The organism is Ruegeria sp. HKCCA5839 (assembly GCF_013035585.1).
Taxonomy (GTDB): Bacteria; Pseudomonadota; Alphaproteobacteria; order Rhodobacterales; family Rhodobacteraceae; genus Ruegeria.
In genome coordinates, this window is sequence record NZ_WQIE01000009.1 from 60215 (window position 1) to 81195 (window position 20981).

Here is a 20981-nt window from a genome sequence, read left to right on the forward strand (position 1 = left end):
ACTACCTTGTGAGGCTTCAAAACCCACCGAGGAAATTGCCAAGCAAGATGATCGCGATCAATGCAATCATCGGTACCAGAACAGCAACTACGAATATATCACCATAGGCTTCTCGATGAGTCAGTCCACAAATCCCGAGCACCGTGATTACCGCACCGTTGTGGGGCAAGGCGTCGAGGGCGCCCGAAGCGACAGATGTGACGCGATGCATGGCTTCCAAAGAGGTATTGGTTGCGGCGGCAAGTTCGACAAATTCTGAACCTAATGCATCAAGAGCGATACTCATACCGCCAGATGCAGAACCCGTGATTGCTGAGAGCGTCGTAACAGAAACCGCCACGGCAACAAGTGGATTGCCCTCACTCAACCCGAGCATGGCATTTGTGATCGCCTGAAAAACCGGTAGTGCCGCTATAACGGCACCAAAACCCACGAGACTGGCTGTATTGAAGATCGGCAATACGGCCGCATCAGCCCCCTTGTTGAGGCTTGTTTTGACGCTTGCCAGACGGGTCCAATTTGTTGCGAGCAGGAACAGGATCGAAGTGGTGAGTGCGACAATGATTGACCAAACCCCACGTACGGCCTCAATGGTTGTCTGTCCAAACAACGGTTCGGCAAGGTAACTGGTGTCAAAACGCGGAACGGCCACCTGGATGAAGAGGAAGTTAACCACGACCACAAGCACTACCGGGGTGATCGCCAGCGCGAAGCTTGGTTCACTCGTATGAGGCATATTGGTTGGTTCAATTTCGTTCAAGTCGAAGCCTTCGCCTTGGGATCGCGCGCGCATCTCACTGTCCAGTTCGGGAAGCACCTCATCGTGTTGTCCATATCCTTCACCGGCAACTTCTGCACGGGACGCGCGGCGGTTGAGCCACGCCATTCCTAGGCCAGCCATGAAGGCGGCCGCGATGATCCCGAGACCCGGTGCGGCGAAGGCTGTGGTTCCGAAGAATGGCATCGGGATGGCGTTCTGAATCGCAGGAGTACCAGGTAGAGCCGACATCGTGAAAGTGAACGCGCCAAGTGCGAGCGCTCCGGGAATAAGCCGTTTGGGAATATCCGCGTCACGGAAGAGAGCGGCTGCGATCGGATAGATTGCGAATGCCACCACGAAGAGCGAGACTCCACCGTAGGTTAGTACGCCACAGCACAAGACGACCGCCAGAATGGCTTTGTCAGCGCCAAGCTTTGCAATCACCCAATGTGCGATCGAACGCGCCGAGCCGCTGTCATCCATTAACTTGCCGAAGATCGCACCAAGAAAGAACAGCGGAAAAAATGAAATTATAAAATCGCCTGTATTCGTCATAAAAATCTGCGTGAAGCTGGCCAGCAGTGGTAGTGCGCCCGTCAAAGCAGCAGCCAGCAAAGCTAGAAGTGGTGCCAATATCAGCAGCGTGACACCCCGGAACGCAAAATACATGAGCAACAAGAGCGCGAGTAGAACAGAAGCAATATCCATCATTTCTTAGGCTCCCGACTGGTGCCTTCAGCTAGATGCGCCGGCTGGAGGCTTTCTTCAAAAATCTCTCTTGGCCGCCACGTTGCGGTCTTTCCAACTTCTGGCCACTCTGAGTTCACCCACTCGCTTGCAGTTCTACGCCCGATTTCGAAAAGGTGGTCCAGAAAGGCCATCTCGGCGTTCATCTTGCTGGAAACGCCGAGGTCACACATAGCCCCAGATGCATGGATCCTGTGCAAGCGCCCATCGCGGTAAGCCGCGCGATCCAGATTGTCGTGTTCTATAATCTCCCAGAGGAATCCCAGAGAGCGTAATTCTTTCATCAAGCTTGCGTTGAATGTAATTTCGTTAAGGCGATTTTCGATCTCGTAGGGCGTTGTGGGAATTTCCGCGCGTTCGAACGGATTAATTTGAACTATGACAATGTCTCGCGCCTCGGTCTCGTCTACCAAAGGGAAGAGCGGTGGATTACCCATGTATCCGCCATCCCAGTACGCCTCTCCGTCGATTTCCACAGCTTTGAAGACATGCGGAAGGCATGCCGACGCCATGACCGCATCTGCACTCAGATCGGGTTGGCGAAAGACTTTGGGGCGCCCGGTCCGCACATTTGTTGCGGATAGAAAGATGCGCGGCCCTTCTGCTGAATTGATAGCTTCAAAATCGAAGCATTCCCGCACAAGGTCCCGCAAGGGATTAATGTTGAGCGGATTGAACTGATACGGTGACGCCATTTGACGTGTAAACTGGGAAATGATGAAACCGGGAGAATGCTCCAGGCTCCAATCGCCTCGCAACCTGTTCCACAGAGTTCTTTTGTATGGACTCGCCCTGCTGGCCCGACTCACCTGTGTCCAATAGTGCCTAAGCAAGTTGCGAGCGCCCTCAGGCCCAGCCTGTGTTAGGCCCTGTGCTAGGGCGACGGCATTCATTGCCCCGGCACTGGTGCCAGAAATGCCGACTATTTCAATGTCTTCAAGCTGTAGCAATCGATCCAGAACACCCCAAGTGAACGCACCATGCGATCCACCACCCTGAAGAGCGATATCAATTTTTTTCTTAGGCACTACCGAAGCTCCATGAGGCTTTTTCGCACATGCACCATCATTATGCCGCATTGCAGCAATTCCTTAAAGCAAAAGAAACGGAATGCCATATTTGTCGCATTTCAGTGACCGCTTTGGAAACGATGCGGCCGTTCAGTTGTGTAAGTACGGTCAATGCAATTGGCGATGCTTCTGCTCAACTGAAGTCTTCACGAGTATATACTCAATAGCAATTGAGCTTGTTTCGCTACTCTTGCGGTTTCTTACCAGACTGTTCTTCTAGGCACAGGAAGCTTGCGGTAAGAATTGTATCCGCAACTCACAACGTGCAGAGGTAGCTTGTGTGATCAAGGGCATTCCGAAACGGACCATCATCGCCGGCTTGTTGGGTGTGACGGCGGCAATCATCGCCGGTGTTATTTGGTTCATAATGTATGGACCGGGGTCTTGGACCGACAACATATCCAATCGCGACCTTATTGATGCGACGGCAGATGCTGACCTGCCTAGAGAAGTTAACGGCCAATCCGCTAAACTCCTCTCGGCCTTCCACGGCCTTGACGCACTTCCACGCGTCTCAAATGTGATTTGCAGAGGGTCTGAGGGCAACACCGGAATGCCCGTGATCTTTTCTACTGAGATAGACATCGCGACTATGCAGGCCGGGGATTTTAAAGTCACAACTCGGTCAGGCGCGTCGGGGAAGATGCACTGCGCGTCCGTGCTCCCAGCTACAGACCCTGGGGAGTTGCGCACGGTTCTTTTGATAGGGCAATTGGGACCCGCCGAAAGCGACCCACCGGTTAGGGTTGACGTTGTCGGGCATTTGCATTCGATCGATGGCATGCTTGATTTTCAGGGAGTGAGTGCGTCGGTGATACCCTTAGAAGACGGGCCATCGATTGTTTTGGCCGAAGTCGTGGAGGACTGGACACTGGTCGGCAATTTGGGCCCGCGTCGCGTCAGGGGCAGCCTCTGCCCGACGGAAGGTGTCGTTCAGGCGGTTCGAGTGACGTGGGAAGGGGGTGTGACGCTTAAGGATGGCAGCGAACCAGGTGAGGCAGAACGCGATCTATATACTATCACCGTCGAGGCACTTGATGGGACCCGTCGTGAAGTGAAGCCGCTCGCGCTCGCCAACCTAGGTGACGGGGATAACAATCATATGCTTTGCATGGACACGTCAGATCGGCCTATCTCGGTGTCCTTTCCAGAAGGCATCTTGACGGACCCGAATGACGATTTAAACCCAGCTACAAAGACTAACGTAACTCCGCATCGCTGAACTTACTGGCATAACCACTCCGCAGACTTAGGGTATATGGACACATCGTCTCGTGCAGGTGCGTTGTGAGGTACAATAGGTTTGAGCGATGGAAGCAGAACAGAAGGTCCGCTTTGGGCTCGGTGCCCTCGTTCGCTGCATCTGGCGTGAACGACTGCTATGCGGACTTTGCGGACATCCGCAGTATTGCTCCAAAGGATCGCGGTCAGCCTAAACCGGACATTCAATCCAGGACTTTGCAGATTGAGTGATACGCAAAGGACTGACCGCACATCGGCAAAAGCCGCGTGTCAGATTGCCAGCAGCTGCGTGGTTCATGTCAACAACCCAAGTATCAGAGAAAAAACTCTGCCCGTTCCACTACCCAAACCATTGCTATCAGACTTGCACATACGGCAACGACAGCGCGAGAGCCGACCCAAATACGACCTGGTTGTTTGCGCAGGAACACCACCAAGGGCCAGACCAATAGAACTATCATGACTTGTCCGGCCTCTACTCCAACATTGAAGGCCAGCAAGCTGTGCCAAACGTTCGGTGCATCGACTTGGAGAATTTGGTGCAACATAAAGGAGAACCCAAACCCATGCAGCAACCCAATGCCGGACGTGATGACAAAAGCCTTCAGGTCGCCATATCCTTTCTCTGGCGGCCAAACCGCCAATGCGGCCGCGTAGATTATTGAAAGTGCTATTGTCAGTTCGACGGTTGGGATGAACCACGCTCCGCTCGGCGCGAAACCAAAGAAACCTAAAATCAATGTTACCGTGTGGCCCAAGGTAAAGCCTGTGACGCGGGCGAGAAGGCTGTGCAAGTTCAAGGCACCAATGATCATGCAAAGTACAAAGAGAACATGATCGGGGCCTTCCAATATGTGTCGAATTCCCTCGACAAAGAAGGTCGAAGCGGCTGCGGTCGCTGATCCGGAAACTTCGACCGGGGTATGCATCAAGCCCCTCGCACGAAATGTCCGAACATCTTGCCCGTTGTAATCGAGTATTAGGTTCGCTGTATCATCTTGCCCAGGAAGACCCGGATCTGACGTGTAGGATACACTGTATGCTCCAACCTCTGCCGTCACAAAGCGCAGATGCACGTCAACCATCACCTCGCCAGCATAAACCTCCTTGCTTGTTGGAAAAACATCTCTTGATGCAAGCGCCTCGCGTGCCTCATTGAGTGTAGCAAATCCGGGCTCTTGCCCCAACGGATGTAGTCTTATCGAGACGATCTTTGATGTTTGTCGGTGACCGTCGATAGATAGCACAAAGCTGTTTTCAGCAATACGAGCCAAGCCGGTTGGGTCTTTGTGAAATGCGGCCTGATCCAAGTAGTGCATGAGCACGCCATCTTCGATCACATTGTATGTGTACGGAGCCGGTGCAGGCAAACCGTCCGGGCCTTCGGGACCGACGAGTTCTGCGACCAAATAAGGCATCGGAAGGCGCAAATAGACATCAAGTCCATCTTCTGAGTGAGCCACATGATGAATGCGGACATTCTGGTTTAAATTGAAATGCGCCTCTGCTTTATCAGCAGTCAAAAAGACCACGGCAAAAATGAATGCGGTAAAGAATAACCTCACGAAAACCATTGAACTACCCTTCCGTTTTGGCGCTGATAATCGTCAGGTCATCAAGCATCCAATGATCGCCGTGCCGCGAAACGTCTAGCAAGCCACGATAAGAAACCGCTTGCCTGTGTAGATGCCCCCAATGACCTCCGCTTACACGGGCGGTCCAATTGGCGAGGACCTGATGCTGATTTCTGTCTTCGCCGGGCGTGAAGCTCTCAACATTCAGGTCAGAAATCGCTTCGACGCGTGCCATGGCGCCAGAGGGCAAGGTAACTGACAAGCCACGACGCATTTCTGCTTGAACTTTGTCGCGATTGATTGCTTCGACATATGGCTCCATCGCCGCCACGGCATTATCATCTCGCGTCTCAAGCATCGTAGTTCCGATGTTGGTCAACAGGCCTTCTACGATTTGATGCGTCGCGAACTCATCCGGCTCGGGCGCTGTCGATGAGATTTTCAGCGAATAGGTGACAATCGCGGCGGCACCAAAGGCGCCTGTCAGGCCAAGCAAAATCAGGCGCTGACCGTTCGTGCGCTGCAACGAAAGATAGGCGCATATCAAACATAGAAAGCCCAGGCCGAACGCAAACGATGGCACCTGCGTTACGCCCGCGACTTTGACGACGACCGGGCCTGTTTTTGGGTTTACCCAAGTTTTCAGGTGATTATTCCAACTCACAACTGGATCGGATGCGTAAATCTGCGAAGGGACCGCCCCTGCCGGATCGGAGAGGGTGATCGGAATGACATCCAGACCATTTGGGAAAAGCTCCCACGCCAGATCAACTCGGCTCGGCAAGGTCGCAACCGGATAGGAAAGGACAACACCCAGCAGCATCGTCTTTCGGTTTGCCTCCGCTTCATCCGGAAGAACACGCAAGCCTTCGGCCCCAACTTCGATACGTGAGACCTGTACCGTTTCCGGTTTCATCGGCTTGCCGTCTACGGCGAGCAGGTTTCGCATCTCAAGAAAGTCCGATACGCCAGACTTGATCCTGGCGACATCATCTGGAGTTAATCGCTCTGCGCCTTCAAAGTTCAAATCCGTCCAGGTTTCGAAGTCAGTCAAACGCAAAATTATCTCGTGCCGGATGACACGCGGTTCCATGGCCAGAAAAGACATCATCGAGGACTTGTGGTGGCGGGTGAGATTTGGGTTCTCAAACTTTGTAAACCACGGATCGTCCCAATCTGGCAGCATTGTCTCAGCCTGAGAAAGGTATCGATAATCTGTCACTGGAACGCCCATGTGCTCGGCCACAACGCCAAGTGAAGCCAAGGGAATCCCGTCTGGACTTAGGGGGGGAATAAAGGTGATCCGTTCAGGTTTGCCATTGAACGGAAACTCCATATCCACGAAGACGACATTTTCGCTGCGCGGTCGCGGTCGATACTGAGCGCTCGCTGCTGTTTGCCGGGTAATTCTTGGACGCACATCAATCGTATTCGTTGTACTGGTCAGTTCCACTTCGTCTGCCCAGATTTGAATGTTCTGACCAGTACGCTCAGCCAGAGATGCACCTGAACCATCATCTGGAATGACGAATATGGGATAGTCACTCAGGTCGACCTCAAGGATGACCCGCACATGATCAGGCTGCACCGAAAGCTCGACAAAGTTCGGCGCGGTTTCTCCGCCGTAGGGGGACACGAGATCCGCATGCGATTGGCTTGCGCCAAACGCAAGACTCGCAAGCGCCGAGCCCACCCAAACCCATGTCTTGCTGCATTCGCCAATCTCAGAAATGAAACGCGACAGCAGCATAGATACCATTCTGGTCCACATCATAGGCAAACTCCCCACCCGAGCGGTCAGTGGAATAGTCAATTCCGTAGAACTGATAGCCAAACCGCAGGGACGTGTTCTCCCAGCCTTTCCAGTCAAACCCAGCCAGAAGCAGGTATTGCAGGTCATCGCCATTCACGCCGAAGCCGCTCAGTTCGGCACGGCTGGCGAAACTCCATTTATCGTTGATTTCCATCGCGTAGCGGAGAGCGATCATCGGCTCGAACCAATCCTCTGTTCCGCCCAGCGTTACGCCAGGCCCAGGGCCCGCAATGTCAATTTCTTGTTTAAGCCGGTTCCACTGAACGCCAATTGCGGCGTCTGCTGCATAGCGTCGACCCGAAGCATTGACCCCGTTCGCAAATCGGTAAGCCCCCTGAACGTTGACAAAGGTTTGCCGGACATCAACATCAACGTCTACATTTCCACCGGGCAAGGTTCCGTCTTCACCAAGCCTTACGTAGTAGAGCTCGGAGATGATCCCGAAATCACCGTTCCAGCCTTCATAGCGTACGGAAGCTGCGCCTTGCAGTACGTCCAGCACCTCGCTCAGGCTCAGGTCTAGATCGACGCTTGTTCCATCTATGGCTGATGTGCCCGTCGTGCTGAGCGGAAGAAACAGGTAGGGCGTGATTGAGTGTCGCCATCCACCTTCATCATCTTCAGAACGCGTAAGAGACTGAGCGCTCGCCGCATGGGATGTCGCGACAAGCAACCAACCAACACAGACCAAATAGCGGGAAATCAATGAGGTGTATCGCATAGAGAATTCCGATCAGAATTGATAGAACCGGCGCGTGTTGAAGTCGCGCCGGTCAAATTTGGCTTTATTCATCGCCCGGATACGGGAAGTTTTTGCCTAGCGCTTCCGAAGCTTCCTCGTAGATCGGACGTAAAACGTCATCTACGTCGTCAAATCCGCCCTTTGTGAACTCTGAGAACTCCATTACTTCCGGCGCTAATCCCACCTTTTCAGCGTAAGCTGTTTTGTCTGCCGGGTTCGGCGGATCGGCTGGTGCAGCGAGAGGTGGTGACCATGTTCGTTCTTCAGTCGCCGCCATGCGGACAGTGATGTCATCCTTTGTAACGTTCCAAACCATGAAATCATTAGCCAAGCTTAACGGACCATCATAGGTTGAACGTATGCGTTCATAGACACCTGTTGACGTATCGAAATCATTGAAGAAGTGATAAGCAACGGCCATCCGTGGTTGGATATCGCTCATAACTTTCCCGAATGCTTCCGGCGCCGTGTGGACCTGGGTTCCTACAAGCAAAGCGGATTCCGGTGTGAACCTCATCTTGGAAACGAGATCTGGAACCGCAATGAAGCACTCATGGATCGCCAAGTCCGCGTTCTTTGCATACTCTTTGAACCACTTATTGGGATAAGTGTCTGAACTAAAAACGAATTTCAGCCCGCTCCATTCCAACGCATAGCTGACAGCCCCGTCAATCGAATGAATGGCGGGAAACGTCCTAATTTGGACGCCGTTTTCGTCATAAATGACTTCATTCTCCAGTTTGTAGTCGAACTCGTTGACTTCCATAGAGTAGCCTCGGAAATCAATGTTGCCGGCTCGCCCTGCTAGATCCCACGTCAACATCTTCTGCATATGATCCAAGGCATATGCTGTACCCAGCTCTTCGGCAGGGCCGCTTGGCCCCCAAACCCGCAACGGAACATTTCTGCCCATCAATGCGCCTCCGATGAATAGGTCATGCAATGCTCCGAAATGGTCAGTGTGAAGGTGACCAATGAAGACCTTGTTCAAATAATTGTACGGGATTTGCAGGGAAGAAATTCGCTCAGCCGATCCCGAGCCAATGTCGAACAAGAACTTGTCTCCGTTACCCAGCTCCACAAGGAAACACGCAGCTGCCTGGGCAGCCCGCGTTGTAGGCATTCCTGTTCCACACGCGATGACCCGCATCTCGTCTTCGGCGAGATCTTCGGTATTGGGGTAATACACATCGCGTGGGCGATCACGCACCATCGTCGGAGAAACGTCTTCTGTTTCTTGCGCATGTGCTGCCGAGGGGGAAACCACATCAATCACCGCGTCAGTAATCGCTTGCGGGGAGACAGCCCAAGCGCCAAATATCACACCAATTGCGAAGTGCTTGCTAAGACTCCTGTAGTTCATACATTGGGCCATGTGTCATCCTCCAGTCGTTTGGTGATTGGCAAGCTGGGATTGCGGGTTTTCGCGCTCCGGCTCGCTGTTTTGGTTACAAGTCTAAGGCTTAGGGACATTCACGTAAGTGACTCACGGTGAATAACGGGGTGACTCACGTGCCGGTAATTGCAAAAATACGAATATGGTTAGGAGTTCTGAAAACATCTCAGACGGCCACAAACGCGCGGCCCTAGGCAGGGTGCTTGCCGACGCTCATCTAGATGGATCCGATAGGCTGCGGGCGTTCCTGACGTACATCGTCGAGGAAGAGCTCGCCGGTCGGGGAGATCAAATTCGCGGCAAGACTATCGCTCAAGATGTTTATGACCGCGATACCTCGGAAGGGACCGATCCGGAAAACATCGTTCGCGTTGATGCACGGCGGCTTCGTCAATTCTTGGAATTGCATTACGAAGGTATTGGGAAGGATGACCCGGTACGGCTGTGTGTTGATAGCGGTGGATATCGGCCACGGTTCGAAACTGTCACAGAAACCAGTGTAGTTTCGGTCTCAACAACAGCCAAACGCTTTGGGCTGCCCATTGGGGCGTTTGTCATTGGGGCTGTCGTAGGTGCGTTGATCGCAGTTGGTCTTGCCAAAGATGGACAGGAAACTGCTTCTGCCGAAGTGGGTGGCCTATCTGCAACTGAGTCGAACGCGTACTTGCAGCGCGCGGCAATTTACGAAAAATCCCCTGCTGCATTACAAGCATTCAATTTGGCGCAACAAGCGCGGACAATGATATTTCCGATCTTCGACCGACAGCGCCAGTTACTGGTTCTGTCAGTGTTCGAAGGCGTGATCGAGATCGATCCAGAATACTTCGGTGGATATGCCGGTGCAGCGCAGGCGCTCGCGTCCCTTGCAGTGATAACTCCGCCCTCCGATGCCAAGATCGAATATGCTGATGCGGCCATGAAACTGGCGAACCAAGCAGTAAGCCTTGCCCCAGACCAAGCCTGGAGTCAGTCTGCTAAAAGCTGGGCCAGTTTCGCCAATCGCGACTTTGACGCCGCGCTGCAGCTCGGTAGACGAGCATCAAAACTTGACCCGAATGATGGAGCAGTCCTCGACTTTCTTGGTGCTGTGGCTTTGTTTTCGGGCGAGTTTGAGGAAGCAATTGAAACAGCGGATAGGCTTTCTTTGCTAGGTTCCAGCAACCAAAGGTTTGCAAATCGAAACATTTCGGGCGCAACGCATTTTCATCTGGGTGAATATCAAACAACAGTAGAGCGCTTTGAAGAGGCAAAGCAACTTGGCGATCCGCTCAGCGCTCCTTCACTAGCTTATGTAACGGCAGCGTTGTCAGCCATGGGGCAAGACCATGCGGCTAAAGCCAAACTGACTGAACTAGAGCGCGCATGGCCAGAAGCGCCGATAGGTGCGATGCTCAAAAGTATCCACAAAGACGTCGAAAATGCAGAAGCGGTGTTACGCGAGTTACGAAAACAAGGCTGGGTAAGCCCTGTCCGATAGGGTGATGCACAGCAACTGGTAGCGATGCCATGGTCACAATAGTCTCTGGTGGGGCCGGTACTCAGGTTGAAATTCACATCACTAGCGCGGAACCGAGATCGATATCGGAAGCCCCGATAAGGGACGTTCTGCGCGACTTTGCAAAGTCTGCTTTCTGCGCATAACAGTCGTTGGCCCGGACTGCAGCATTCGGCGTTTTGGGCTCGAAGCAGCCATTCGCTGCGTTTGCACTATCGTCCACTTTGGGCTCAGAGCAGTCATTTACGCAATCGCGACGAATGTGGTTCATCTCAGTACTTCAACTAAATGGTCTATAAAGGCCCTGAGTTTTGCGGGCATGTAATTGCGGTGCACAAAAACCGCAAACACAGGTTGCTCTTCTGTCTCATAGCTTGGCAAAAGCCTTAGGAGTTGACCTTGCGCCAGCATGTCTTGCACGAGATAGTCACCGATCAATCCCATGACGTGCCCTGATTTCACGGCATTTATCGCTGCATTTGGCGAGTTCACCACAAATGTATCCGGCATGCTAAATTCGACAAGCTTGCCGCCGCTGCTCAACCGATTTACCACGCCCCAGTTGCCAGTCATCTGCTTCACGGTGGGACGGTCCGCTATATCCTCCAAATCCTCTGGTGCGCCATACCGTTCGACAAACTCAGGCTTCGCGACAAAAATTAACTTTTGTGAGAATAGTAACCGCGACTTCAACTCCGAGATTTTCAGCCCCTCGCTACCTCCGACCCTTATCGCGAGGTCAACATTCTCCTGGATTAGGTCGGTGTGACGGTTTTCGAGACGCAGGTCGATTGTTACATCAGGGTACTTGGCCAGAAATCCCGGAATGGCGGGAGCAATCATTTCCTGTCCGAAGGCGACGACGCTACTAACGACTAGATGTCCGCGTGGGGCCGAACGACGATCTTTGATTTCAGCGCTGATGGCGTCGAGCTCATCAACCAGATTACAGGCGCGATTTAAGAATTCATCGCCCTCTTCGGTCAGGCTAATCTGACGCGTTGAGCGTAGAAACAGTCGCACGCCTAGGTAATCTTCCAGTTCAGAAACAAGACGACTTACACTAGGGGTGGAAATGTTTAAGCGTCGTCCTGCGGCCGCAAAGCCACCTTGCCGTGCCACTTCACGGCTAACCTTGATCGCATCGAGCTTGTTCATTTCACTAACCGTTTTGAATTATGGAACAGTCCATTGCATTTTTAGTGGATTACGAAAATTTTTGAAAGACAGCAGGATGTAAGTAGAACCGATAATTCAAACACAAGAGCACGCTATGGTATTCGATCTGAACACTTATCTTTCTGAGATACGCCAGCAAACTCCCCCCAGAAACCGCTTTGAGGTTGCTCAGGATGCATACCTTGCCAACCGTCGACGCACGCTGGTGCGTGAAGCCAAAACGGCACGGCAGCACAAGCGCAAACAAACAACTATGTTCCTTCGGAGCAGAATTGCACTGATTTTGTATGCTTTCGCAATAAAGCTGCAATGCACCGCCGAACGATTGCATTCGAAGCACGTTTGAGCCATGTCCCAATCAGCCAAAAGCTGCAGCTGATATCCCTTGTCACCGCGATAGAAGACATTGGTGCAATGCGCCGCATTCTCCGCTTTGGGCTCGGAGCGATCGTTCGTCGAATTGTGGTGAGTAACAGCACTGCGGACTTAGCGGGCGGCTAACTTTCGCTCTGCATTCAATTTAGTGAACGCGTCGAGCGTCCATTTGATCCCGTCAGTAGGCGAAACAGATGGGTAATCCGCCAAGAAATCGCGGATTGGCTGGTCACTCAAGTCAGCTGGGACAGGCAAGGATGTTCCGGAAGTTGTCATACCATGATCGGGAGCGAGCTTGGATAGGATTTCCAACCCTTCTTCAACTGACATGCAAGTCCCGTTGAGGTCAAAAACGAGTGCTTCTTCTCCGTCGTTGCACACCGCTGCTATGAATGCAGCCGCTGCTTCACCCGCGTAAAGCCAGCTAATCGGTCCGCCATATGAGACTTGGAACGCTTCCCCCATTGCTACATGAGCCATTCCAACAGTGAATTCGGAAGTCATGCCCTGATCTCGTCCCACACCATAAACAACATTTGGTCTGATGCCGATGGAGGGTACTCCCCAGTCCAGCCAATACACTTTGGCGGTGTATTCATTCGCAAGTTTGTAAGCGCCGTAAAGTGTGGCAATCGTTGGTCCTCCAGGCGGCATACCATGAATTGCTGAGGAACTGGCATAAGCAAGCTTCTTAATGCCGTTGTGACGCGCCGCTTCGAGTACATTTATCGTACCTTCGACATTGACTCGAGCCCCTCGCGCTGGGTCGGCTTTGCAGAACGGGATCATAAGACCGGCGAGATGAATAATGCTTGTGATGTTTTTCGTTTTGCAAAAGTTGCTGAGAACTTCCCCGCCTGTAACATCCAAGATCTCCCAAACGACCGCGTTGGCTTCTGCTTCTCCAATCAACAAAGACAAGCGTGAGCGATTGTCCTCCAAGTCGCAGGCGATGACTGGAACACCGGATTGATGGAGTATTGCGACCACCCAAGAGCCGATGCATCCACTGGCTCCCGTGACCAAGACGGGCCCAACCACACGCGCGGGATCAACCAAGAATGGCTCCGTAAGAGACATTATTTGAGTTTCCTTTACTACCAGCGGAACAACTATCGTCCAGTTCATCAAAGCAGTCGACATATTAGTGTAAGTCCCGCTTTGGGCTCAATACGGTAATTGAATCCGACCTGCCAAGCATCCGCTTTGCGGACAAAGCAGCCGGTCGAAGTTCGTGTGAAGGTTCCAGATATACGATCTCTTTCCCACGTAACGTATTATGCGTTACGAATAGACATGAACGGAGACCGCAGACTTTCCGCAGTGCTCTCGGCCGATGTAGTAAACTACTCAGGCCAGATGAAGGCAGATGAAAACAGAACTCTCAGCGAACTTCGTGTTTTACGTCGAGAGTTATTTGATCCCTTGGTTAGCGATCATCGCGGTAATGTCGTCAAAAGGATGGGTGATGGATGGATAGTCGAGTTTAACTCGGTGTCTGACGCGGTGCGATGCGCCCTCGATCTTCAAAGCCAAGTGTCAACTCAGTCCTCACTGAAACTACGAGTAGGCGTTCATCTTGGAGATGTCGTATTCGAGGAAGATGACATTTTCGGCGACGGCATAAATCTATCCGCAAGGTTACAAGAGGCATCTAGTGAAGGGGCTGTGTTAATTTCAGATGTCGTCCATCGCAGCCTTGACGAGCGTCTCGCTGAGCAATTTTATCGCGCTGGAGAGCGACAGTTTAAGAACGCGCCGTCACCAATAGAAGTTTTCCAATGGTCGCCGCCAGGTTCTGCCCCACCGCGAGTAACTCCGGCTAGCCATACAAAGTCTCTGCTAATCGGCGTCTTACCTTTTGATAATCTTTCTTCTGACCCCGATCAGGAGTTTTTTGCAGATGGCATTACCGAAGAGATCATCACCACTTTATCAAAACTCCCGAATTTACTGGTCGTCGCGCGCAACTCTACATTCGTCTACAAAGGGCGTTCTGTGGACGTGAAACAGGTTGGACTGGAACAGGGCGTCGATCTTGTTCTCGAGGGAAGTGTACGCCAAAGCGGTAGTCGTGTGCGGATTACTGCGCAGCTAATCGATGCGAAGTCTGGAATGCACATTTGGGCAGACCGGTATGATCGCCTCATAGAAGACGTATTCGAAGTTCAGGATGAAATTGCCCTCAGGATTGCGACCGAGCTTCAAGTCGAGCTCTTGGCTGGTGAGATGGCCCGATTCAGAGGTTCGGGGACAAAAAATCTTGATGCCTGGACTGCTCAATTGCAAGCCGTCGAAGCTTCGCGCAGGATAACGAAAGAAGCACAGGCCGACGCTCGCCGGTTTGCGCAACAGGCAATTTCCCTCGATCCTAACTACTCTGCGCCACATTGTACTTTGGGGTTCATTTGCACTGTCGAAGCAAGGCACGGCTTTGTAGTAGACCGAAGTGCTGCGCTGGCAGAGGCACGTAACTGCGCTCGGTTTGCTCTGGAAATCGACAGCTATAACCCGGAAGCTCACGCAATTGCAGGTTTCGCGGATGCAATTGATGGCAAGCTGGTGTCGGCTATCGAGAAGTTCAATGAAGCGCTGGAGCTAAATCCAAACCACGCTGATGTGGCTGCAAGGTTGTCGATTACATTGGCATTCAATGGACAGGCAAAAGAAGCTATCCGTGTGGCGCGGCAAGCCATTACTCTCAACCCTCATTATCCGGGCTGGTACGCTGGCGTTTTGGGTTTGGCACTTCGGCTCGATAGTCGATACGAGGAAGCCAAGGAGGCATTCGCCGAATATGGTCAAAGGGTTGAAGGCTTTGGTCACCTAGACCTCGTTATCGTACATGTGGAAACGGATAACCTTGAGGCCGCTCGCGATGAAGCACAGAATGTTATGAAATACCGTCCTCAGTTTTCCGTATCGGATTGGGCGAAAACTCAGCTTTTCTCTGATATAGAACAATTGGAGAAAGACTGCGCGTCTCTGCGTTTGGCCGGCCTGCCCGAATAAGTGTAACGCTGATTTATGGCATCTCAATTTTTCTTGGAAACTGATACCCACTGTGTCCGCTTTGGGCTCGGAGCCGTCATCTGAGGCTTTTTGTCGGATGACCGGTTCGCTGTTCTGAGCGGACATTGTGTGAGCCGGTTCCATCGGTGACGCCATCATGATTCAAGGGCGATAGGAGGATTGTCCATGTCGCACTTGTTCTGGCTCGACCTACAGCACCTGAAACGCATCCAGCACCTGTTCCCCAAACCGCGCGGGGTAGCGCGTTCCGACGACCGCAAGGTTCTCAGTGGTATCATTTATGTCATCCGCAATGGGCTGCGATGGCGGGATGCACCGGCTGAGTATGGGCCGCACAAGACACTATACAATCGGTTTGTCAGGTGGTCCCGCCTTGGTGTATTCGCTTGTATCTTCCGGGAACTGGCGCAACCGGGACCGGACGGCAAAACCATCATGATCGACAGCACCCACCTGAAAGCGCACCGAACAGCGGCAAGCCTTTCAAAAGGGGGGCTCGAACACGAGCCATCGGTCGAACCAAAGGTGGTTTGAACAGCAAGCTGCACACGGTCTGCGACGGGCGCGGGCGACCTCTGACGTTCTTTCTCTCAGCTGGACAAATGAGCGATGCCAAAGGTGCGCTGGCCTTGCTCGGCAGCTTGCCACCCGCCAAGATTCTGCTGGGGGACAAAGGGTATGACGCAGACTGGTTCCGAGAGGCACTGGCCGAACGCGGCATCGCTGCGTGCATTCCAGCGCGTCGAGGACGAAGGGACCCTGCCAGCCATGACCCTTGCATGTATCGCAAACGGCACCGCGTTGAGAACCTGTTCGCACGGTTGAAAGACTGGCGTCGTATCGCGACCCGCTATGATCGATGCGGTGAGCTGTTCCTGTCGGCAATCTGCATCGCTGCTACCGTCATCTTCTGGTTATGAGTCCTGACCCTAGGCTGGTTCGATACGCTCAAATTCGAATTAGCTGCTTGAGAGAACATCTTTGTTTGCGACTACGCCTACTCAAATCGAGGACCGTTTTACACATTGCAATCGCGCATTCTATCCCGGCTAAACTGGACGCTGGTTCTCTGCGCATCATCCATCAATCTGGACGGAAAGCAGACCTTCTCTGCATCCGCGATGTTACAGTGTCGATCTCGAAAAAAGCAGGCATTCAAGAAGTCTCATGCACATTCGATCTACCAGCCTTTGATCCAATGTCAGTGACGAGTAGAAAGCAAAGTTTGCGAAATCTGACCTACGGCTCGACCGGCTGGCTGCCCGACTCCAACGACGCTGCATTGCCGCTATTTATTCCTGAAAACGGCACCTCGATGACATCAATATTTGTCCGTCCATTGTCGTGCAGGTATTCGGTTAAAACCAGCCAATCACGTTCTGGGTCGATAAGGCATGCCGTTTCCAGCGTCATGCAGATCCCCGGGAAACCATCGGCATCCGGTGTTAGGGATTTATTGTAACTTTCCAAGCGGGCGGCGACGTTAATGGTGTCTCCTATTACGTTGTACTTCATCGAGCCGCGGGCTCCCAGCGTTCCTCCGAAGGCGTCGCCACTGTTTAACGCGATGCGTAGCCTGTAGTCTGGCTGATCCGGGAACGCTGCGTTCAACGCCACTGCGGCGCTGCGCATTAGTTTGTCGTTTCATGTTGTTCAGCAGACTTACAGCCGAAGCAAACCACCGCTGTGGACAAGCATTAAACCCTCTTTACTAGTCTGATCAGCGCGGAATATCCGAGCTAGATCGCCAGATATTCCTCACGAAGCTTGGTGTCTTCAAGCACCTCTTTCGCTGTACCATCAAAAACAATGGTTCCGGTATCCAGTATGATCGCACGGTCCGCCAACTCTAAGGCACGTACGGCATTCTGTTCGACAATTATCGTTGTCATACCTTGTTGCTTAACGTGAGAAAGGGTCTTTTCGATCTCATCGACAATGACGGGGGCCAATCCCTCATATGGTTCATCCAAGAGCAAGACCTTGATGTCCCTCGCCAGGGCTCTGGCGATTGACAACATTTGTTGTTCGCCTCCTGACAGTGTAATTCCCTCTTGTTTTCTTCGCTCTCCCAAACGCGGAAACAACTCGTAAAGCCGTTCTAGTGACCATCCGATTGGGGGTGCAATCTGAGCAAGCTGCAGGTTTTCTTCGACTGTCAGGCCTGGAATTATTCGCCTGTCTTCTGGTACCAGACCAAGACCAGCTGCCGCCGCCTCGTAGCTAGTCATTTTGTGTAGTGGCTTATGGTCCAGCCAGATTTCGCCATGTCTTACTTCAGGCTCTCCAACTCTCGCGATCGAACGAAGTGTTGAGGTTTTTCCCGCACCATTACGCCCAAGAAGCGCAAGAATTTCGCCTTCGTGCACGTTGAAACTGATGCCTTGAACAATATAGCTTTCGCCGTAGTACGAGTGCATATCCCAAACGGAGAGAAACGCAGGTGCAGTGCTGGCCATATTGGCATTTTTCGAAAAATCAGGTTTCTCGTTCATAGGTTTTCCTTACGCAGCCTCGCCTAGATAGGCCTCGCGAACCTTAGGGTTTCCGCGGATGTTTTCAGGAGTATCTTCAACCAGGGGTGTTCCCTGCGCCAGAACGGTGATGCGTTCGGCAAGGCTGAATACGACGTGCATATCATGCTCGATGATTGCGATGGTGATGTCGCGCTCATCCTTAATCTGTTTCAGTAAGTCGATTGTGTTGTTTGTATCCGCCCTCGCCATACCCGCGGTAGGTTCGTCTAACAGCAGTAGCCGCGGATTCTGACTTAGGCACATGCCAATCTCGAGTCGGCGCTTATCGCCACGTGAAAGCGAGGCTGCATGCATTTCGCGCTTGTCAGCCATGTTCATCTCTTCCAGCATCGCTTCAGCCTGTTCAACAATCGCTTTTTCGTTGGCGATGGTCTCATACGCATGCATCCGGAAAACTCCATCCCTCATTGCAAAAATAGGGATCAACATGTTCTCAATCACCGTCAGTTCACCAAAAATCTCTGGTGTCTGGAAAACACGGCTAATGCCCATCTGATTAATCTGAAAAGGTTCGAGTCCCAAAACCGAGGCGTTGTCGAATAATACGGCTCCTGTGTCCGGCATAAGCTTGCCCACCAGACAATTCAGCAGGGTCGACTTACCAGCACCATTGGGCCCAATGATCGCATGAACCGAGTTTTCTTCTACATCTAGGTTTACGTTCGTCAGCGCCTTGAGGCCGCCGAAACGCTTGCTCACGTCTTTGACTTTTAGAATTGCCATGGCTCGCCCCTTATTCCGCCGGTTCTGTTTTGCCAGACGTTGCATCATCGGTTTTTGGTTTCTTGCGTTTGATCCGGTTGAGCAAACGCTGGCCACCTTCGACCAGCCCCCCCGGCAGGTAGATAACGACAAGCATGAAAAGTATGCCAAGCGTTAGATGCCAACCTTTTCCAATGAACGGATGGATCACGAAAACAACCGCGTCCTCCAACCCATCAGGCAGGAAAGCAAACCAACTGTGCAACACACTGTCGTTGATCTTAGAGAAGATATTCTCGAAGTATTTGATGAAGCCTGCGCCCAGAACTGGGCCTATCAATGTGCCGGTACCGCCAAGGATAGTCATCAGAACGACCTCGCCTGACGCGGTCCACTGCATACGCTCTGCGCCTGCCAATGGGTCCATTGCAGCCATAAGACCACCAGCCAGACCGGCATACATACCAGAGATAACAAACGCCGCCAGTGTGTAAGGCTTTGAATTCAGGCCGGTGTAGTTCATTCGCTGCTGGTTAGATTTGACAGCCCGTAGCATCATGCCGAAAGGCGAGCGGAAGATGCGGATAGACAAGTAGAACACTACCATCATGACTATCGCACAAAAATAATATCCCGCGTTAAAATCAAAGCTCCAAGCTCCAACATCCATCGTATAAGTAGCGCGCATCGGCAGCCCGAATAGATGTGGCAGATCCGGTGAGTTGGCACCCTGCAGGATTTGCGGATCGTCTGCGTAAACCTGCAGTCCGGTTTCCCCGTTGGTTAGGTTGAACTTAGGGTTCGACAAGACAGAGTAGGCCAGTGCAAAACTCATCTGCGCAAAGGCCAGGGTCAGGATCGAAAAGTAGATCCCGGACCGGCGCAGACTGACATACCCAATCAGTAGCGAGAATACCCCAGCGACCACAACGCTGAGTGCGATAGCCGGAATAATGTTGTAACTCAACAATTTAAACATCCAAACGGCTGAATATGATCCGACACCCAAAAAGGCTGCGTGACCGAAGGACAGGTACCCGGTTAGGCCGAACAGGATGTTAAACCCGATGGCAAAGATGCCAAAGATCACGAACCGTTGCATCAAATCCGGATAACCCGCGTTGAACTGCGCCATGGCGCTGCCTTCTGGGAACGGGTTCAGGATGAACGGGGCCAACAGAGTGAGAAGGCCGACGATGATCAGCAGGCTCGTGTCTTTTTTATTCAGTCCAAACATCGATTATTCCTCCATCACGCCTTTGCGTCCCATCAACCCGCGGGGGCGTGTCAGAAGCACAATGATGGCAACAAGGTAGATGATGATTTGGTTGATGCCTGGGATGGTCGTGGTGGCCCAGGTCGTTGAGGCAAAGCTCTCCAGAATACCGAGCAGAAAACCAGCCAGCACGGCTCCAGGTAGCGAGCCCATGCCGCCAACAACAACAACGACGAAACTAAGGACCAGAAAGTCCATCCCCATGTGATAATTTGGCGGGTTTAGCGGCCCATACATTACACCGGCCAAACCGGCCACTGCGGCGGCAATGCCGAACATGATCGTAAAGCGCCGGTCGATATTGATACCCAGCAAACCTACGGTCTCGCGGTCCGCCATTCCTGCGCGCACTACCATGCCAAATGTGGTAAATTGCAAGAATGAGAAGACAGCACCTATAATGGCGACAGCAAATCCGAAGTAAACCAGACGCCAAATTGGGTAGATTATGGCATTGGGATCAAACCCAATCATTGTGCCAAGGTCAATCGATCCGCTCAACGCGTCAGGCGCCGGAGTTTGGATTGGATTGGCGCCGAAGAAATATTTCACGATTTCCTGTAACACGATCGCAAGACCAAAGGTTACAAGGATCTGGTCAGCGTGAGGGCGCTTGTAAAAGTGCTTAATCAAGCCCCTTTCCATCACATAGCCCACTGCTAACATGATCGGGATCGCAAACAAGATAGCCAGCGGAACAGACCAATCGATGATCGTCGCCCCAGTCTCTGGGCCGAACCAAGCTTCGACGTAAGGTGTTTCAACCTTCAGTGGGTTGCCCAGAAAGTCGGTTTGGCTCTCGTCGATGGTCTCAAAGCTTAGGTTCATGAGCTTTTGCAGGGTAACGGCACAAAATGCACCGATCATGAACAGTGCCCCGTGGGCAAAGTTCACAACACCCAACGTCCCAAAAATAAGCGTCAGTCCCAGCGCAATCAACGCATAAGCCGACCCTTTGTCCAGACCGTTCAAAATTTGCAATAGGATGGCGTCCATTGGCCCCACCTCAGGGTTGGTCAGAGTGAATTTGGTTGTGTAAC

General features: G+C 52.4%; 18 protein-coding genes. 5 read left to right on the top strand and 13 right to left on the bottom strand.

Annotated elements, in window-relative coordinates; all coding sequences use genetic code 11:
• Window positions 1–16: 16 nt before the first annotated feature.
• Together GOV38_RS19385 and GOV38_RS19390 are read right to left on the bottom strand one after the other, a co-directional pair.
• Window positions 17–1471, bottom strand: a complete 1455-nt coding sequence (locus tag GOV38_RS19385) for a GntP family permease (RefSeq protein ID WP_171210166.1) — start codon at window positions 1469–1471, stop codon at window positions 17–19.
• Complete coding sequence (locus GOV38_RS19390; RefSeq protein WP_371808549.1) at window positions 1468–2535, bottom strand: patatin-like phospholipase family protein; 1068 nt, start codon at window positions 2533–2535, stop codon at window positions 1468–1470. Before GOV38_RS19390 ends, GOV38_RS19385 begins: the two co-directional genes overlap by 4 nt.
• Before the next feature lie 322 nt (window positions 2536–2857).
• Between GOV38_RS19390 and GOV38_RS19395 the strand changes: the two genes are divergently transcribed.
• Window positions 2858–3799 carry a hypothetical protein gene (locus GOV38_RS19395; RefSeq protein WP_171210168.1) on the top strand — a complete coding sequence of 314 codons (942 nt, stop codon included), beginning with the start codon at window positions 2858–2860 and terminating at the stop codon, window positions 3797–3799.
• 334 nt (window positions 3800–4133) lie between these two features.
• On the opposite strand, the gene GOV38_RS19400 is transcribed toward GOV38_RS19395, so the two are convergent.
• The 4 genes from GOV38_RS19400 to gntH all read right to left on the bottom strand — a co-directional run bounded on the left by GOV38_RS19400 (window position 4134) and on the right by gntH (window position 9323).
• The gene (locus GOV38_RS19400) at window positions 4134–5393 is read right to left on the bottom strand and encodes a HupE/UreJ family protein (RefSeq protein ID WP_171213031.1); all 1260 of its coding nucleotides are present in this window, start codon (window positions 5391–5393) and stop codon (window positions 4134–4136) included.
• Window positions 5394–5397: 4 nt separating this feature from the next.
• Window positions 5398–7167, bottom strand: coding sequence for a hypothetical protein (locus GOV38_RS19405; protein ID WP_171213032.1), 1770 nt, complete (start codon window positions 7165–7167; stop codon window positions 5398–5400).
• On the bottom strand, window positions 7118–7927 hold the full coding sequence (locus GOV38_RS19410; RefSeq protein ID WP_174838817.1) for a hypothetical protein: 810 nt from the start codon (window positions 7925–7927) through the stop codon (window positions 7118–7120). The genes GOV38_RS19405 and GOV38_RS19410 overlap by 50 nt, the downstream gene beginning before the upstream one ends.
• Before the next feature lie 64 nt (window positions 7928–7991).
• A complete protein-coding gene (gene gntH, locus GOV38_RS19415) occupies window positions 7992–9323 on the bottom strand; it encodes a guanitoxin biosynthesis MBL fold metallo-hydrolase GntH (protein ID WP_171209615.1) in 1332 nt (443 codons plus the stop codon).
• Between the two features lie 220 nt (window positions 9324–9543).
• Here gntH and GOV38_RS19420 point away from each other — a divergent pair, with 220 nt between their 5' ends.
• The gene (locus GOV38_RS19420; RefSeq protein WP_171209614.1) at window positions 9544–10821 is read left to right on the top strand and encodes a tetratricopeptide repeat protein; all 1278 of its coding nucleotides are present in this window, start codon (window positions 9544–9546) and stop codon (window positions 10819–10821) included.
• A 285-nt stretch (window positions 10822–11106) separates the two neighbouring features.
• On the opposite strand, the gene GOV38_RS19425 is transcribed toward GOV38_RS19420, so the two are convergent.
• Window positions 11107–11997 carry a LysR family transcriptional regulator gene (locus GOV38_RS19425; protein ID WP_171209613.1) on the bottom strand — a complete coding sequence of 297 codons (891 nt, stop codon included), beginning with the start codon at window positions 11995–11997 and terminating at the stop codon, window positions 11107–11109.
• 115 nt (window positions 11998–12112) lie between these two features.
• Between GOV38_RS19425 and GOV38_RS19430 the strand changes: the two genes are divergently transcribed.
• Window positions 12113–12364: a hypothetical protein gene (locus GOV38_RS19430; protein WP_171209612.1), complete on the top strand. Its 252-nt coding sequence runs from the start codon at window positions 12113–12115 to the stop codon at window positions 12362–12364.
• Between the two features lie 140 nt (window positions 12365–12504).
• On the opposite strand, the gene GOV38_RS19435 is transcribed toward GOV38_RS19430, so the two are convergent.
• On the bottom strand, window positions 12505–13452 hold the full coding sequence (locus GOV38_RS19435; RefSeq protein ID WP_217352110.1) for an NAD(P)-dependent oxidoreductase: 948 nt from the start codon (window positions 13450–13452) through the stop codon (window positions 12505–12507).
• Between the two features lie 237 nt (window positions 13453–13689).
• Here GOV38_RS19435 and GOV38_RS19440 point away from each other — a divergent pair, with 237 nt between their 5' ends.
• Window positions 13690–15405, top strand: a complete 1716-nt coding sequence (locus GOV38_RS19440) for an adenylate/guanylate cyclase domain-containing protein (protein ID WP_254430600.1) — start codon at window positions 13690–13692, stop codon at window positions 15403–15405.
• A 186-nt stretch (window positions 15406–15591) separates the two neighbouring features.
• Window positions 15592–16346, top strand: a protein-coding gene (locus GOV38_RS19445; protein WP_254430599.1) for an IS5 family transposase whose coding sequence is annotated in 2 segments (ribosomal slippage) — window positions 15592–15910 and window positions 15910–16346 — 756 coding nt in all. Because the reading frame shifts where the segments join, the coding sequence is not laid out codon by codon here.
• Between the two features lie 319 nt (window positions 16347–16665).
• Here GOV38_RS19445 and GOV38_RS19450 read toward each other — a convergent pair.
• From GOV38_RS19450 to GOV38_RS19470, 5 genes are all read right to left on the bottom strand, one after another.
• Window positions 16666–17058 (bottom strand): adenylate/guanylate cyclase domain-containing protein, encoded by a 393-nt coding sequence (locus GOV38_RS19450; protein ID WP_171209610.1) that lies wholly within the window; start codon window positions 17056–17058, stop codon window positions 16666–16668.
• A 107-nt stretch (window positions 17059–17165) separates the two neighbouring features.
• Window positions 17166–17921, bottom strand: coding sequence for an ABC transporter ATP-binding protein (locus GOV38_RS19455; protein ID WP_171130293.1), 756 nt, complete (start codon window positions 17919–17921; stop codon window positions 17166–17168).
• 9 nt (window positions 17922–17930) lie between these two features.
• The gene (locus GOV38_RS19460; protein ID WP_171130295.1) at window positions 17931–18686 is read right to left on the bottom strand and encodes an ABC transporter ATP-binding protein; all 756 of its coding nucleotides are present in this window, start codon (window positions 18684–18686) and stop codon (window positions 17931–17933) included.
• A gap of 10 nt (window positions 18687–18696) precedes the next feature.
• Window positions 18697–19902, bottom strand: a complete 1206-nt coding sequence (locus tag GOV38_RS19465; protein ID WP_171130297.1) for a branched-chain amino acid ABC transporter permease — start codon at window positions 19900–19902, stop codon at window positions 18697–18699.
• A 3-nt stretch (window positions 19903–19905) separates the two neighbouring features.
• Window positions 19906–20937, bottom strand: coding sequence for a branched-chain amino acid ABC transporter permease (locus GOV38_RS19470; protein WP_171130299.1), 1032 nt, complete (start codon window positions 20935–20937; stop codon window positions 19906–19908).
• Window positions 20938–20981: the final 44 nt, after the last annotated feature.